Here is a 14,794-nt window from a genome sequence, read left to right on the forward strand (position 1 = left end):
TTGACAACCTCGGGAGCCGACTGGGAACAGGCGGTACGGACGCGAGGCCGCTGGGGAAGGCGAACCTCGTCCCACACTGGAGGTCCCGGTGACGACACGTGGAGTCCTGTACGTACACTCCGCACCGCGTGCGCTGTGCCCGCACGTCGAATGGGCAGTAGCGGGCGTACTCGGTGTGCGGGTCAACCTCGACTGGATCAGGCAGCCGGCCTCGCCCGGCACCTGGAGAGCCGAGTTCTCCTGGCAGGCCCAGCCGGGCACCGCCTCCAAACTCGCCTCCGCCCTGCGCGGCTGGCATCTGCTGCGGTTCGAAGTGACGGCCGAACCGTGCCCCACCGCCGAGGGCGAGCGTTACAGCGCCACGCCCGGGCTCGGCATCTTCCACGCCGTCACCGGCATGCACGGCGACATCCTGATCCCCGAGGACCGCCTGCGCGCCGCTCTCGCCCGCTCGGTGGGCGGCGAGACGGACCTGGAGGCGGAGATCGCCAAGCTCCTCGGAAAGCCTTGGGACGACGAGCTGGAGCCCTTCAGGTACGCGGGCGAGGGCGCCCCCGTCCGCTGGCTCCACCAGGTGGTCTGAGTAGGACAGACTCGTACGGCTGTGGCCCGCGTCCGGTAACCGGACGCGGGCCACAGCCGTACACAAGAAGGATCAGACCGAGCGGAAGGCCAGCACCACGTTGTGGCCGCCGAAGCCGAACGAGTTGTTGATCGCGGCGATGTCACCCTCCGGCAGCGCGCGGGGCTCTCCGACGACGACATCCGCATTCACGTCCTCGTCGAGGTCGTCGATGTTGGTGGTCGGCGGGGCCAGGCGGTGGTGGAGCGCCAGCACCGTCGCGACCGTCTCGATGCCGCCCGCGCCACCCAGCAGGTGACCCGTCATCGACTTCGTGGCCGACACCGCGACATGGTCCAGGTCGTCGCCGAGGACCCGGCGCAGCGCCTTGATCTCAGCGATGTCGCCCTGCGGGGTCGACGTGGCGTGCGCGTTCAGGTGCACGATCTCGGCCGGCTTGAGGCCGGTGTTGTCGAGCAGGTTCTGCATCGCGGCGGCGATACCGCGGCCGGACGGCTCGGGCTGCGCGATGTGGTGGGCGTCGGCCGACAGGCCCTGGCCCAGCACCTCGCAGTACACCCGCGCGCCACGGGCGGCCGCGTGCTCCGCCGACTCCAGGACGACGACACCGGCGCCCTCGCCGAGGACGAAGCCGTCCCGGCCCGTGTCGTAGGGGCGCGAAGCCTTCTGCGGCTCGTCGTTGTTCTTGGACATCGCCATCATGTTGGCGAAGGCCGCGATGGGCAGCGGGTGGATCGCCGCCTCCGTACCGCCGGCGACGACCACGTCGGCGCGGCCGGTACGGATCATCTCGACGGCGTAACCGATCGCCTCGGCGCCGGACGCGCACGCGGAGACCGGAGTGTGCACGCCCGCCTGGGCGTTGACCTCCAGCCCGACGTTGGCGGACGGGCCGTTCGGCATGAGCATGGGCACGGTGTGCGGGGAGACACGGCGTACGCCCTTGTCCTTGAGCACGTCGTACTGGTCGAGCAGGGTGGTCACGCCGCCGATGCCGGAGGCGATGACGGTGCCGAGGCGCTCGGGGGCGATTTTCTCGTCCTCCCCGGCCTTGCCCTCGTAACCGGCGTCCGCCCACGCCTCTCGGGCGGCGATCAGCGCGAACTGCGCCGAGCGGTCCAGCTTGCGGGCCAGCGGGCGGGGCAGTACCTCGGCCGGGTCGACGGCTGCGACGGCCGCGATGCGGACCGGCAGCTCGGCGAAACGCTCGCCCTCCAGGGGCTTGACGCCGGAACGTCCCGCCAGCAGACCTTCCCAGGTCGATGCGGCGTCGCCACCCAGCGGTGTTGTTGCGCCGATACCGGTGACGACCACGGTGCGATTGGTCGGGCTCACAGGAATTCTTTCTCCACGTGTAGAGGGTGCTGAATTTTTTACGGCGCCACCGCCGGGTGGCGACACTCGATCGGCCTGATCAGGCCTGGTGCTTGAGGATGTAGCCGGCAGCGTCGCCGACCGTCTTGAGGTTCTTGACGTCCTCGTCGGGGATCTTGACGTCGAAGCGCTCTTCGGCGGCGACGACGACCTCGACCATGGACAGCGAGTCGACGTCCAGGTCGTCGGTGAAGGACTTCTCCACCTGGACGTCCTCGGTGGGGATACCGGCGATCTCGTTGACGATCTCGGCGAGACCTTCGACGATCTCTTCCTGAGTGGCGGCCATGTCGGCGCTCCTTCGGTGTTGGTCAGTGTTGGTCGGTGTGGGTCGGTCTTGGTTCAGTCTTGTTACGAGGTAAATCGGTAGAGCGACAGGCCCGGAATGTTCCGGACGTGCCTAGGGGAGGGTAACGACCGTCGCGGCGTAGACGAGACCCGCCCCGAAGCCGATGACCAGCGCGGTGTCACCGCTCTTGGCCTGACCGGTCGCCAGAAGCCGCTCCATCGCCAGCGGAATCGAGGCGGCCGAGGTGTTACCGGTGGTTTCGACATCACGGGCGACCGTGACGTGCTCCGGCAGTTTCAGAGTCTTCACCATCGAATCGATGATCCGCATGTTCGCCTGGTGCGGAATGAAGACATCCAGGTCGGCCACGCCGATCCCGGCCGCGTCCAGCGCCTGCTGGGCGACCTTCGCCATCTCGAAGACGGCCCAGCGGAAGACCGCCTGGCCCTCCTGCGTGATGGCCGGGAACTTCGCCACCTCGCCGTCCCGGTAGTCCGACCACGGGACGGTCTGCTTGATGGTCTCCGACTTGTCGCCCTCGGAACCCCACACGGTCGGCCCGATGGCCGGTTCGGTGGCAGGACCGACGACGACCGCGCCCGCACCGTCACCGAACAGGAAGGCCGTCGCGCGGTCCTCCAGGTCGGTCAGGTCCGAGAGCCGCTCGACACCTATCACGAGGATGTGGGTGGCACTGCCTTCGACGACCATCCCCTTGGCGAGGGTCAGGCCGTAACCGAAGCCGGCGCATCCGGCCGAGATGTCGAAGGCGGCGGGCTTGCCCGCGCCGATCCGGTCCGCGATCTCCGTCGCGACGGCCGGGGTCTGCTTGAAGTGCGAGACGGTGGAGACGATGACGCCGTCGATCTGCTCGGGAGTGATCCCGGCGTCGGCGATCGCCTTGCCGGCCGCCTCGACGGACATCATGGCCACGGTCTCCTCGTCGGAGGCCCAGTGGCGGGTCACGATGCCGGAGCGGGAGCGGATCCACTCGTCGGACGAGTCGATCGTCTCGAGGATCACCTCGTTCGGCACGACACGGGTCGGGCGGTAGCCGCCGACACCCATGATGCGCGCGTACGGGGCGCCCTTGCTGGGCCTGATCTTCGACATGCTCTCTCGGGCTCCTATCGCGGTGCGTGCTCAGCGATGAGCGCGCGGGCCGCGTCGAGGTCGTCGGGGGTCTTGAGCGCGAGCGTCTTCACACCGGGCATCGCCCGCTTGGCGAGGCCGGTCAGCGTGCCGCCGGGGCACACCTCGATGAGCACGGTCGCGCCCAGCTCCTTGAAGGTCTCCATGCACAGGTCCCAGCGGACCGGGTTGGACACCTGGCTGACCAGGCGCGAGACGACCTCGGGGCCGGTGGCGACGGTCTTGCCGTCGGCGTTCGACACATACGTGATGGACGGGTCGGCGACGACCAGATCCTGCGCCGCCTTGCCCAGTTCGGTCACCGCGGGCGCCATGTGATGCGTGTGGAACGCGCCGGCGACCTTGAGCGGCACGACACGGCGTACACCCTCGGGCTTGTCGTCGGCGAGCGCGGCGAGCTGCTCCGCGGTGCCGGCGGCCACGATCTGGCCGGAGCCGTTCACGTTGGCCGGGGTCAGGCCCAGCTTCTTCAGGTGCGCGGCGACGACCTCGGGTTCACCACCCAGCAGGGCCGACATGCCCGTCTCGGTCACGGCGGCGGCCTCGGCCATGCCAAGACCACGGGTGCGCACGAAGGCCAGCGCGGCCTCCTCGGTCAGCACGCCCGCGTACGCGGCGGCGGTGATCTCACCGACACTGTGCCCCGCGGTCGCCGCGACGTTCGCGCGGGCGTCCAGGGCGGCGGCCGACAGCAGACCGGCGGCCACCAGCAGGGGCTGGGCGACAGCCGTGTCGCGGATCTCGTCCGCGTCGGCCCGCGTGCCGTAGTGGACGAGGTCGAGCCCGATGGCGTCGGACCAGGCGGCGAGCCGGTCGGCGGCGCCGGGAAGGTCGAGCCAGGGAGTCAGGAAGCCGGGCGTCTGGGCGCCTTGGCCGGGAGCGACGAGTACGAGCACCCTCACACTCTCTCTTGTGGACGGCTCCACGGGCCCGTGGGGACAGGGACCAAGAACCGTCGGGCAAATTGTTGGTGTTCAACAAAAGTCTAGGACTGCGGAACCCCGGCGGCCAGACGCCCCAGGATGAGCGCGATCCGCAACGTGAACGCGGAGCGCACATCGGAGGGTGACCAGCCGGTGACATCTGTCACACGTCGGAGCCGGTAGCGCACGGTGTTGGGATGGACGAAGAGCATCCGCGCCGCTCCTTCGAGGCTGCTCGCCTGCTCCAGATACACACTCAGAGTCTCCAGGAGCGCCGAGCCGGCTTCCTCCAGTGGTCTGTAGATCTCCTCCACCAGCTGGTCCCGCGCGGCGGGGTCCGACGCGATGGCCCGCTCCGGAAGCAGATCGTCCGCGAGAACCGGGCGCGGGGCGTCCTGCCAGGCCTGGCACGCCTTGAGCCCGGCGGCGGCCGCCTGCGCGGACCGGGTCGCGGCCAGCAGGTCGGGGACGATGGGCCCGGCGACGACGGGCCCGGCGGCGTACGGACCGATCAGGGCCTTCGCCACCTGGAGCGGGTTGTCGCTGCCGCCCGCGATGACCACCAGCCGGGTGCCGAGCACACCGGTCAGTACCTGGAGCTTGGCGTGCCGGGCGGCCCGCCGGATCGCCTCCACGGTCAGCTCACTGTCGCCGTCGGGCGCGGTGCCGAGCACGACGCAGACATGCTCCGGGGAGTTCCAGCCGAGCGCCGCGGCGCGGGACACGGCGCCCTCGTCGGCCTCACCGGACAGCACGGCGTTCACGACGAGCGATTCGAGCCGGGCGTCCCAGGCGCCACGGGCCTCGGCGGCCTGCGCGTACACCTGGGCGGTGGCGAAAGCGATCTCCCGTGCGTACACGAGCAGGGCCTCGCGCAGGATCGACTCGTCGCCGGGCGCCGCGACCTCGTCGATCGCGGTCTCCATGACCTCGATCGTCGTACGCACCATCTCGACGGTCTGGCGCAACGTGATCGCCCGGGTCAGCTCGCGGGGCGCGGTGCCGAACACGTCGGTGGAGATCGCCTGCGGGGTCTCCGGGTGCCGGAACCACTCGGTGAACGCGGCGATGCCGGCCTGGGCGACCAGGCCGATCCACGACCGGTTCTCCGGCGGCATGGCCCGGTACCAGGGCAGCGTCTCGTCCATGCGGGCGATCGCGTCCGCCGCGAGACGACCGGACGACTTCTCCAGCCGGCGCAGGGTCGCGGTGTGCGGGTGGGCGGCGGTCGCGGCGGGCTGCTCAGGATCGGGTTGGGGCACGGGACAAGACTGCCTTATCGGCGGGGCGGCGGTGGGTGCCGGGTGTGTGCGTTGCCTTTGCGGCGGGTGGCGGGCGGCGGGTGCCGGGGGCGGGCCGGGGTGCCGTGCGCCGGGGCGGGGAGAGAATCCGTCCGCCGCACCACCTGGGGCTACCGTGGGCCGGGTGATTTCTGTACGGCGCTCCGCCGACCGCTTCCGCGGCGGCGACGCCCCAGCCGGCATCGAGTCCCTGCACGCCTTCTCCTTCGGGCAGTTCTACGACCCCGACCACCTCCGCTTCGGCGCGGTCGTCGCCTGCAACGAGGAGCGCCTCGCGCCCGGCGCCGGTTTCGACGAGCACCCGCACAGCCATACCGAGATCGTCACCTGGGTAGTCGAGGGCGAGCTGACCCACCGAGACTCGGAGGGCCACGCCACCGTCGTACGCCCCGGAGACGTCCAGCGCCTGAGCGCCGGCGCCGGCGTGCGGCACGAGGAGCGCAACGACGCCGAGACGCCGCTGGCGTTCGTGCAGATGTGGCTGGCGCCGCTGGAGCCCGGCGGCGACCCCGCGTACGAGACCGTGCGCGGCATCGCCGACGCCACGCCGTACGCCGTCCCGGAGGCCGGCGCGATGCTGCACGTGCGACGGCTCGGCGCGGGCGAGCGCACAGCCGTACCCGACGCGCCGCACGTCTACGCCCACGTCGTACGCGGCCGCGTGCGCTGCGGCGGCGAGGAGCTGGGGCCGGGGGACGCGGCGCGCCTCACCGCCCCGGTGGACCTGGAGGTCGTCGCCGACGAGCCGGCGGAGCTGCTGATGTGGGAACTCGGCTGAGGCGTAGGCGGATTGCCGAGGATCCGCGACGGAGAAGATCCAGCTGACTTGGCTGCACGCGGTACCGGGTGAACGGTGTCGACGTCCCCACAAGATGTCGCGCAACTGCAAGGTTGCTTTAGTTCGGTGTGCAAGTAGACCGCAAAACTAAAGTTCTACTCGAGTTTCTCGATCCCCAGCACCCGTGACTGGCCCTGCTTGAGGCCGCTGACCTCTCTCTGACGGCGGAGCTCCCAGCCGTAGTAGTCCAACGGGGAAGCGCTGGGGTCGAGGGACTGGATGTCGGCCACAGCGGGCACCTCCGGCGTTCAACAGCTGGCGGCGTTCGTTTCCGTACGTAGCCGAGCGTAGTCATGTGCTCGCACGCTGGTGACATGAATCACGTAATCGATCCGCAGGAGCGGGACGCCGAGGCGGGTTACCGTGCCGAGTTCGCCATGGGTGAGCACTCGGCCAGGCATCTGCGCCGCATCCTGCGCCTGTACCTCACCGGCTGGGGCCTGCTTGATGTGGCCGCTGCGGCCGAGCTGGCGCTGACCGAGCTGATCGCGAACGCCGTACGACATGTGCCCGGCCGGCGTTGCCGGACTCGCATCCTGCTCCGGGCCGGTGGCGTGCGTGTGGAGGTCGCGGACGGCTGCCCGCAACTGCCTCTCCCGGCCGCCGGAGACGATCTCGCTGAGGGTGGGCGCGGGCTGCTCCTGGTCGACGCGGTCACTCACGAGTGGGGGGTGGAGCCGCGCCCCGACGGGAGCGGAACGACGGTGTGGTTCGAGTGCCTGTCCTCCGGGAAGGCGAGGGCCGCACCCGCCCCGGTTACGCCGCCGGCTCCGCCAGCACCGCGTCCGTGAAGGCCGGCCAGGCCTCCGCCGCCCACGGTCCGAAGGCGCGGTCCGTCAGGGCCACGCACGCGACGCCCGCGTCCGGGTCCACCCACAGGAACGTGCCGGACTGGCCGAAGTGCCCGAAGGTGCGCGGCGAGGACGAACTGCCCGTCCAGTGCGGGGATTTGGAGTCGCGGATCTCGAAGCCGAGGCCCCAGTCGTTCGGGTTCTGGTGGCCGTACCCGGGCAGTACGCCCTTCAGCCCGGGGTGGACGACGGCGGTGGCCTCGGCGACCGTACGAACGTCCAGCAGGCGCGGGGCCTGGAGTTCGGCGGCGAAGCGCGCCATGTCGTCAACCGTCGACACACCGTCCTTGGCGGGCGAACCGTCCAGCGTCGTCGCGGTCATGCCGAGCGGTTCGAGCACCGCCTGGCGCAGGTACTCGGCGAACGGGATGTCAGTTGCCTTCGCGATGTGGTCGCCCAGCACATCGAAGCCCGCGTTCGAGTACAGCCTGCGCTCGCCGGGCGGCGCCATCACCCGGTGCTCGTCGAAGGCGAGACCGCTGGTGTGGGCGAGCAGGTGGCGGACCGTGGAGCCCTCCGGGCCGGCCGGTTCGTCGAGCTCGACGGCGCCCTCCTCGTACGCGACGAGCGCGGCGTACGCGGCGAGCGGCTTGGTGACCGACGCCAGCGGGAAGCGGTGGCCGGTCGGGCCGTGCGAACCGGCGAGGGTGCCGTCCGCCCGTACGACGGCGGCCGCCGCGGTGGGTACCGGCCAGTTCTCGATCATCGCCAGGCTCTGCATGGTGACGAGCGTAAAGGCTCTAGAGGTTCAGCCGCATCGAGGGGTCCGGCTTGCGGACGAAGCCGAGCGAGGCGTAGAGGGGCTCCGCGTCGGGGGACGCGTTGAGGTCGACGTGCCCGACGCCGCGCTCGCGGAACCAGTCGAGCAGCGCCTCCATGCAGGCCCGCGCGTGGCCTCTGCGCCGCTGGTCGGGGTCGGTCGCGACGCTGAAGACGTGGCCGGCGGCGCCGCGCGGGTTTCCGGAGCGCCCGATGCGGTACTCGACCGTACCGACGGCCAGCGCGGCAAGGGCGCCCGGTCGGTGCGGGTGGTCGATCGTGAACGCGGCGAAGTCCCCGTCCTGGTCGGCGAGTTTCTCCCGTACGGTCGGCAGGGACTCGGCGTGCCAGTCGGTCGACGTATCGACGGAAAAAACCGAGTCGATCATGACTTGGCGTAGACGGATTACTTCGCCGGCGTCGGCGGCGGTGGCGCGGCGTACGGAACTCATGACGGGAGGCTAGCCGCGGCCGCCTGGAAAGTTCTGCGGGATTACGGTTGCTTGGAGCGCACTCCAAGGTCCTAGCGTGGAGGCCATGACCGTGACGGAAACCGCACCCGCGCGCACCGATTCCTGCACCGCCGGACCCCGGCCGTACCCCCGTCCCGACGGGCACGACCACTACACGATCAGCGAAGTCGCGGCGCACACCGGGCTCACGGCGTACACGTTGCGCTGGTACGAGCGGATCGGGCTGATGCCGTACGTGGGGCGCTCGCACACCGGCCAGCGGCGGTTTCGTAACACCGACCTGGACTGGCTCGGCTTCGTCGGCAAACTGCGGCTGACCGGGATGCCGGTGGCCGACATGGTCAGGTACGCCGAGATGATGCGCGAGGGCGAGCACACCTTCGAGGCGCGCCAGGCACTGCTGGAGGCGACCCGCCGGGACGTGCGCTCGCGCATCGCCGAGCTTCACGACACGCTTGCCGTACTGGACTACAAGATCGACTTTTATGCGGACGCCCGAAGGGCGTCGGAGAGGGTCACCACCCCATGAGCGACGACAGCAAGATCGAACAAGTGCAGCTTGGAACCGGCGGGCCGGAGGTCGGCGGGCAGGGACTCGGCTGCATGGGCATGAGCTTCGCGTACGGGCCCACCGACGCCGACGAGGCGCGGGCCACGCTGGAGCGGGCGCTCGAACTGGGCATCACCCTCTACGACACGGCGGACGTGTACGCCGCCGGCGAGAACGAGAAGTTCCTCGCGCCGTTCTTCCAGGCCCACCGCGACGAGGTGGTCATCGCGACCAAGTTCGCCCTGGCCATGGACCCGGACGATCCGACGCAGCGCAGTATCCGCAACGACCGCGCGTACATCCGCCAGTGCGTCGAGGCGAGCCTGCAGCGCCTCGGCGTCGACGAGATCGACCTCTACTACATGCACCGGCGCGACGTGTCCGTCCCCATCGAGGAGACGGTCGGCGCGATGGCCGAACTCGTAGGCGAGGGCAAGGTCAAGCACCTCGGGCTGAGCGAGGTCACCGGCAACGAGCTGCGGGCCGCGCAGGAAGTGCACCGGATCGCGGCCGTCCAGTCCGAGTGGTCGCTGTTCAGCCGCGACATCGAGGCGGGTGTCGTACCGGCGGCGGCGGACCTCGGCGTCGCGCTCGTGCCGTACTCGCCGCTCGGCCGCGGCTTCCTCACCGGCGCTTTCGTCAGCGCCGAGAAGGACCTCGGCGAGGACGACTTCCGCCGCCAGCAGCCCCGCTTCACCGGCGAAAACGCCGCCGCGAACGCCTCGCTGCTCGCCCCGGTGCGCAAGCTCGCCGAGGGCCGCAACGCCACCCTCGGGCAGGTCGCCCTCGCCTGGGTGCAGCAGCAGGCGCGGGTGCACGGACTCGCCGTCGTACCGATCCCCGGCACCCGCAAGCGCACCCGCGTCGAGGAGAACGCCGCCGCCACCCACCTGCTCCTGACCGAGACCGAGATGGAGCTGCTGGAGCCGATCGCGAGCCAGGTCGCGGGCGGCCGGTACGCGGACATGACGTTCACCTCGGCCGGCCGAGAGTAGCCTCCCGCTTCAGCCCGGCCTCGGGCTCGCCCCGGCCCCGCCCTCGCCCTCGCCCCGAAGGCGGGGCCGGCGCCTTACAACTCCGCGAGCAGCTCGGCCTTCTTGGCCGTGAACTCGTCGTCGGTGACCAGGCCCGCCTGATGCAGGTCGCCCAGGTGGCGGATCCGCTCGGCGATGTCCGCGGGGGCGCGTCGTCCGGGGGCGGGGGGCGGCGTCTCGATGGGGGGCGCGTCGGTGGGGGGCGGGCTGCCGGTGCGTACCGCGCCCAGTACCGCCGCCGCGAACGGCAGCGACTCGTGCACCGGCCCGTAGCCGAGGCCGAAGACGACCGCCGCCGGGTCCTGGTCGGCCTGGGCCGGCTGGTCGGGCAGTACGACCGGTCCGCCGCCGCGCCGCAGGAGCCGCAGGTAGCCGTCGAAGACGTCGGGGGAGCGCCACTCGATGCCGCCGAGATCCTGTACGGGGAAACTCTGGTCGCCGGCTTTCCACTTCGCGGAGGACGCGCCCGTCCAGAACCAGCGGAAGGCCACCTGCGACCCGTCGAAGGACGCCTTGCCGTCGTACGCCTTGAAGTGCAGCGGGGCCCGCGGGGCGGGCACCAGGAACTTCTCGGCGGGCAGCTTCGCGTCCGACCCCAGCAGGGCGCGCAGTTCGTCGGCGTAGTACTCGGCGAGGGTTTCGCGCTCCGGCGGCAGGATCAGGCGGTACGGGTCCGTGCTGTCCCGCAGTTGACCGGCGGCGGCCTCCATGAGGGGGTCGGCGCCCGGTCTCGGGATCGCGTGCAGAACGACTGTCCCGCGCTTGCCCGGCGTCAGGGTCACCGACGCCAGCGCCTCGTGCGGGATGCGTCGTTCGCCGATCGCCTGGAACAGCTTCGGCGTGCGGATCCCCCGTTCGAAGCGGATGAGCACGGAGTCGCTTTCGAACTCCCAGGTGGCATGAATTCCGGCCAGCACATCACCCATGCGGCTCATCGTATGCGGCGTCCGCCCGCGCGTCGCCCCTCCGTGCCGTGCGCGATGTTGCGGCCGGGCGGGGTCGCAACAACGTTCTACGCGCGTCCGTGCCCTTCCGCACCGGAGATTCCGCCGCGGCAGTCCTCGTCGCCGACCGCGCAGCTCACCGAGCGGTACGCGCCGACGCCGATGCCGGCGAAGTTGCCGAGGCTCTCGGTGCCCGGCTCGAAATAGCCGGCGTGCCCGATCGCCCCGGACGCCGACACCACCCGCGCACCGAATTCCGGAGCCACCGGATCCGCGCCGTGGCCGAGCCCGCCGACCTCCAGGTACGGCACGTCCGCGATCCAGTCGTCGCTGTCCCGGGTGGCCCACACCCGCGCCCCGGTCCGCAGGTGCTGCGCGCTCTCCACCCGCATCCCGGGGCTGCCGGCCACCGCGATGTCGGCGACCCGCGGTGGGAGGGAAGGGGCGGCGAGGCCGCAGACCACCGAGCCGTAGCTGTGGCAGAAGAGCGAGACCTTCGCGTTCCCGGGCAGCGCCCGCACCAGCGAGTCGAGCCGTTTCGAGCCGTCCCTGGCGAGCCGCCCGATCGCCGCGTCGATGCCGAGACCGACGGGCGAGGTGTAGTCGGCCCAGGCGATGACGGCGGTACGGGTACGGGGCGAGGCCGTGCGCTCGGCGGCGTACAGCGACTTCGCCATGCCGACCGGCGCGGTGTTGGGGCGTCGGCTCCGTTCGAAACTCTCCACGTTGGTGTCGACGCCGGGTACGACGACCGAGACCCGCTGCGCGCGCCCGAGGTCGCCGAAGACCTCCGCGGCCCGACCGGAGCCGACGGGGTCGAAGGCGAGGATCTGACGGCCGTCGGCCATCAGCGACTGGAAGCGCTGCATCCGGCGGTCCGCTGTCTGACGGCCCGACGGTGTGAGGCGTTCGTCGTGCATCCGCTCCAGCTCGACCGCACGGGCACGGGCGAGGGAGAGGTGGTTGGCGCGGTAGCGCAGAGTGAGCGGAACGCCGTCGAGGTTGCCGACCACGAGCGGATAGCGGTCCACGAGCCGGCCGCGCTGCGCGGCGGTCAGGCCGACGAAGAACCGGGCGAGCCGGTCGTGGGTCGAACCGGCTTCCGGGAGCTTGATGCCGTCGATGCCGCCCCGCGCCCAGGCCGCGAGCGCGGAGGCGCGGAGATCGCTGCTGCCCTGGTGATCGCGTATCGCCGTCCAGCCCGAGGTGGCCAGCATGACGAAGACGACGGCGAGCGCGAGCAGCGTGCGCCATGCGCTGAGGGTGGGGGTGGTATCGAAAGAAGTCACTGCGGGACACCCTAGGAGACGCGGGCCGGTCACCGTGAAAACAGTGGTGCGGATCACGTTTCGATCAAGAATTGGTGCGCCAGGTCACTCGGCGTGCGCGCCGGGGCGTGCAAGTCGGCGGTGAGCGCCGGTCTGAGGTGGTCGAGGTAGTGCTCGGTGAGTGCCCGGATCGACTCGGCGCTGGTGTCCTCGCCCTGTCCCCACAGCTTGCCCGTCACCCGCATGACGCCGGAGAAGGCCGCGACGGCGATCCGTGGCCGCGGATCGGCGTCCAGGTCCAGGCCCTCGCGGTCCGCGACGATCCTGGCGAGCCGCTCCTCCAAGTCGGTCGAGCGGCGCAGATGGGCGGCGAGCAGCGCGGGCGTCGACTCGATCATCTGGTACGTCCGCAGGTCGGCGGCGCCCTGGGCGCCGCGGTCCTCGGCGCGATCATGTCCGCCAAGGTCAGCGCCGACTTCGCGGGCAACTGGAAGGAAGCCGGCATCTCGATCCCGGTCGATCCAAAGCTGGAGGAAGCGGCCGAGTTCGCCTCCGTCCCGGCGAAGGAACTGTCGAAGGCCGGCCTGGAGCCGACTGTGATCGACAAGATCGGCACGGTCATCCATGACACGTTCGTGTCGGGCATGCACTCGGCCTTCATGGTCGCGGGAGTGGTCGCGGTCGTCGCGGCCCTGGTCGCCACCCTGACCAAGCGCGGTGCGAACGCGGACGCGGCGGCGGGCTCCGCCCACATCTGACGTCAACCTGGTACGTACGAAGGCCCCGCCGGGACGGTCCGGCGGGGCTTTCGCCTATCCGGGTGGAACGAGGCCCGGCCTCTTCCGCGGCGGTGTCGCGCCGGCTCAGGCTGGTCCCAGGCGCCGGCTCAGGCCGGCCCCAAGTGATCCGCACGACACGGGGGTTGATCTCTATGCGTACGACCGTTCTCGCGGCCGGAGTCCTGACCGTCGCCGCACTGCTGCCGCAGACCGCCCACGCCGCGCCGCCGCCCCGGCTCGGGGCGTGCGCGTCCGGGGAGTTGTGCCTGTGGGCGAAGCCGGACTTCAAGGGCAAGCGTCAGGTCCACGAATTGTCCGGCCTCGACATCGAGAGCTGCGTGGTGCTGCCGGCCGGTACCGATGTGCAGTCCCTCGCCAACCGCACCGGGCGGCCCGTCACGACGTACCAGTCGGCGGAGTGTGCGGAGACGGGCGAGTTCGAGACGTACCCCGGTGGCGGCACGTGGACGCCGCAGTCTCCCTACCGGGTGCGGGCGTTCAAGGTGTGGGAAAACTGAGAGGGAATGGGAGCGGGAAAGCGGGGCAATCGGTGGTCAAGCCCGGATCACACGAATTCCAGGGCATGACTCAGGGAGTGACCATGGCGAGCAACAGTGCACGCACCCGCAGCGGGTCCAACACCAGCGCTCTCAGCTGGGTATCGCTCGTCTGCGGCATCATCGCCTTCTTCGCCTTCGGCATCATCCTCGGCCCGGTCGCGATGATCACTGGCTGGATCGCCATGGGCAAGCGCTTCAACTCGGGCAATCTGGTGGCCATGATCGGCTTCATCCTCGGTGTGATCATGACCGTCCTCGCGATCATCGCTCTGATCGGCGGCGCGGCCGTCTACGGCATGTCGATCTGACGCGCTACACCGGATTCCGTGGTGCAGGGGCCGCCTCCACAGGCGGCCCCTCACTCATGTCCCGATCCGGGACCGCACCGCCCGGCGACAACAGGGCGACCTGCGCCCGCAGCTCACGCACCTCCGCCGTCAACGCCTCCAGCAGCGCCGTCTGCCGCCGCTCCTGGGCGTCGTCGCGCTCGAAGCGCGAGATGAACCACGCCGCGATGTTGGCCGTCACCACACCCAGCAGGGCGATCCCCGACAGCATCAGGCCGACCGCCAGCACCCGGCCGAGACCCGTCGTGGGGGAGTGGTCGCCGTACCCGACGGTCGTCATCGTCGTGAACGACCACCACACCGCGTCACCCAGCGTCTTGATGTTCCCGTCGGGCGCGTCCCGCTCGACCTCCAGCACCGCCAGCGAGCCGAACATCAGCAGACCCACCACCGCGCCCCCGACATACGTCGTGAGCCGGATCTGCGGCGCCATCCTGGCCCGGCGCCCCACCAGCAGCAGTGTGGAGACCACCCGCAGCAGCTGGAGGGGCCGCAGCAGCGGCAGCAGTACCGCGAGCAGGTCCAGGGGGTGGCTGCGTACGAAGAGGCGCTTGCCGGGCGCCAGGGCCAGCCGCACGAGGTAGTCGCCCGCGTACGCCGCCCACACCGCCCACTCGGTGAACACGCAGAGCCGGTGCACCGTGCCGCTCGCGTCGGGCAGGGCGATCGGGACGGCGTAGGCGACGGCGAAGGCCGCCGCCAGCCACAGCAGCGGGCCGTGGGTGCGCTCTTCCCACCGGATCTGTGCCGTCTGTTCCTTCATGCCCAG

At 70.8% G+C, this 14,794-nt stretch carries 17 protein-coding genes and 3 pseudogenes; 8 read left to right on the plus strand and 12 right to left on the minus strand.

Annotated features, from left to right (window positions below; genetic code table 11):
• Positions 1-88: 88 nt before the first annotated feature.
• Entirely contained in the window at positions 89-583 is a 495-nt protein-coding gene (locus tag ACU6WZ_RS20525) for a DUF3145 domain-containing protein (RefSeq protein WP_447029557.1), read from the plus strand.
• Positions 584-655: 72 nt separating this feature from the next.
• Here the strand turns inward: ACU6WZ_RS20525 and fabF are convergent, their stop codons facing one another.
• The 5 genes from fabF to ACU6WZ_RS20550 all read right to left on the minus strand — a co-directional run bounded on the left by fabF (position 656) and on the right by ACU6WZ_RS20550 (position 5,583).
• Positions 656-1,918 carry a beta-ketoacyl-ACP synthase II gene (fabF, locus tag ACU6WZ_RS20530; RefSeq protein ID WP_447029558.1) on the minus strand — a complete coding sequence of 421 codons (1,263 nt, stop codon included), beginning with the start codon at positions 1,916-1,918 and terminating at the stop codon, positions 656-658.
• 79 nt (positions 1,919-1,997) lie between these two features.
• Complete coding sequence (locus ACU6WZ_RS20535; RefSeq protein ID WP_447029559.1) at positions 1,998-2,246, minus strand: acyl carrier protein; 249 nt, start codon at positions 2,244-2,246, stop codon at positions 1,998-2,000.
• A gap of 111 nt (positions 2,247-2,357) precedes the next feature.
• On the minus strand, positions 2,358-3,359 hold the full coding sequence (locus ACU6WZ_RS20540) for a ketoacyl-ACP synthase III (protein WP_447029560.1): 1,002 nt from the start codon (positions 3,357-3,359) through the stop codon (positions 2,358-2,360).
• A gap of 14 nt (positions 3,360-3,373) precedes the next feature.
• Positions 3,374-4,294 (minus strand): ACP S-malonyltransferase, encoded by a 921-nt coding sequence (locus tag ACU6WZ_RS20545; protein ID WP_447029561.1) that lies wholly within the window; start codon positions 4,292-4,294, stop codon positions 3,374-3,376.
• Positions 4,295-4,383: 89 nt separating this feature from the next.
• Positions 4,384-5,583 carry a PucR family transcriptional regulator gene (locus ACU6WZ_RS20550; RefSeq protein WP_447029563.1) on the minus strand — a complete coding sequence of 400 codons (1,200 nt, stop codon included), beginning with the start codon at positions 5,581-5,583 and terminating at the stop codon, positions 4,384-4,386.
• A gap of 163 nt (positions 5,584-5,746) precedes the next feature.
• Here ACU6WZ_RS20550 and ACU6WZ_RS20555 point away from each other — a divergent pair, with 163 nt between their 5' ends.
• Positions 5,747-6,400 carry a pirin family protein gene (locus tag ACU6WZ_RS20555; protein ID WP_447029565.1) on the plus strand — a complete coding sequence of 218 codons (654 nt, stop codon included), beginning with the start codon at positions 5,747-5,749 and terminating at the stop codon, positions 6,398-6,400.
• A gap of 188 nt (positions 6,401-6,588) precedes the next feature.
• Here the strand turns inward: ACU6WZ_RS20555 and ACU6WZ_RS20560 are convergent.
• Positions 6,589-6,690 (minus strand): annotated as a pseudogene (locus tag ACU6WZ_RS20560) (XRE family transcriptional regulator); the annotation flags it as partial.
• Between the two features lie 84 nt (positions 6,691-6,774).
• Here ACU6WZ_RS20560 and ACU6WZ_RS20565 point away from each other — a divergent pair.
• Positions 6,775-7,251 (plus strand): ATP-binding protein, encoded by a 477-nt coding sequence (locus tag ACU6WZ_RS20565; protein ID WP_447029566.1) that lies wholly within the window; start codon positions 6,775-6,777, stop codon positions 7,249-7,251.
• Here the strand turns inward: ACU6WZ_RS20565 and ACU6WZ_RS20570 are convergent.
• Complete coding sequence (locus ACU6WZ_RS20570) at positions 7,217-8,032, minus strand: serine hydrolase domain-containing protein (RefSeq protein WP_447029567.1); 816 nt, start codon at positions 8,030-8,032, stop codon at positions 7,217-7,219. The genes ACU6WZ_RS20565 and ACU6WZ_RS20570 overlap by 35 nt on opposite strands.
• A 19-nt stretch (positions 8,033-8,051) precedes the next feature.
• Entirely contained in the window at positions 8,052-8,522 is a 471-nt protein-coding gene (locus ACU6WZ_RS20575) for a GNAT family N-acetyltransferase (protein WP_447029569.1), read from the minus strand.
• Between the two features lie 85 nt (positions 8,523-8,607).
• Between ACU6WZ_RS20575 and ACU6WZ_RS20580 the strand changes: the two genes are divergently transcribed.
• Together ACU6WZ_RS20580 and ACU6WZ_RS20585 are read left to right on the plus strand one after the other, a co-directional pair.
• On the plus strand, positions 8,608-9,072 hold the full coding sequence (locus ACU6WZ_RS20580) for a MerR family transcriptional regulator (protein ID WP_447029570.1): 465 nt from the start codon (positions 8,608-8,610) through the stop codon (positions 9,070-9,072).
• Entirely contained in the window at positions 9,069-10,088 is a 1,020-nt protein-coding gene (locus ACU6WZ_RS20585) for an aldo/keto reductase (protein ID WP_447029571.1), read from the plus strand. Before ACU6WZ_RS20580 ends, ACU6WZ_RS20585 begins: the two co-directional genes overlap by 4 nt.
• Before the next feature lie 74 nt (positions 10,089-10,162).
• On the opposite strand, the gene ACU6WZ_RS20590 is transcribed toward ACU6WZ_RS20585, so the two are convergent.
• The 3 genes and pseudogenes from ACU6WZ_RS20590 to ACU6WZ_RS20600 all read right to left on the minus strand — a co-directional run.
• Positions 10,163-11,053, minus strand: a complete 891-nt coding sequence (locus tag ACU6WZ_RS20590) for a DUF4429 domain-containing protein (RefSeq protein ID WP_447029573.1) — start codon at positions 11,051-11,053, stop codon at positions 10,163-10,165.
• 86 nt (positions 11,054-11,139) lie between these two features.
• Entirely contained in the window at positions 11,140-12,360 is a 1,221-nt protein-coding gene (locus tag ACU6WZ_RS20595) for an alpha/beta hydrolase (RefSeq protein WP_447029574.1), read from the minus strand.
• A gap of 53 nt (positions 12,361-12,413) precedes the next feature.
• Positions 12,414-12,752, minus strand: a pseudogene (locus ACU6WZ_RS20600) (acyl-CoA-like ligand-binding transcription factor); the annotation flags it as partial.
• On the opposite strand from ACU6WZ_RS20600, the pseudogene ACU6WZ_RS20605 reads away from it, so the two are divergent.
• The 3 genes and pseudogenes from ACU6WZ_RS20605 to ACU6WZ_RS20615 form a co-directional block, all read left to right on the plus strand.
• A pseudogene (locus tag ACU6WZ_RS20605) lies at positions 12,750-13,097 on the plus strand (MFS transporter); the annotation flags it as partial. The pseudogenes ACU6WZ_RS20600 and ACU6WZ_RS20605 sit on opposite strands and share 3 nt — an antisense overlap.
• Before the next feature lie 173 nt (positions 13,098-13,270).
• Entirely contained in the window at positions 13,271-13,636 is a 366-nt protein-coding gene (locus ACU6WZ_RS20610) for a peptidase inhibitor family I36 protein (protein ID WP_447029575.1), read from the plus strand.
• Positions 13,637-13,719: 83 nt separating this feature from the next.
• The gene (locus tag ACU6WZ_RS20615; RefSeq protein ID WP_447029576.1) at positions 13,720-13,986 is read left to right on the plus strand and encodes a small hydrophobic protein; all 267 of its coding nucleotides are present in this window, start codon (positions 13,720-13,722) and stop codon (positions 13,984-13,986) included.
• A gap of 4 nt (positions 13,987-13,990) precedes the next feature.
• Here ACU6WZ_RS20615 and ACU6WZ_RS20620 read toward each other — a convergent pair whose 3' ends face one another.
• Complete coding sequence (locus ACU6WZ_RS20620) at positions 13,991-14,788, minus strand: potassium channel family protein (protein ID WP_447029577.1); 798 nt, start codon at positions 14,786-14,788, stop codon at positions 13,991-13,993.
• Between the last annotated feature and the right edge of the window lie 6 nt (positions 14,789-14,794).

It is taken from the genome of Streptomyces hypolithicus (assembly GCF_052934925.1).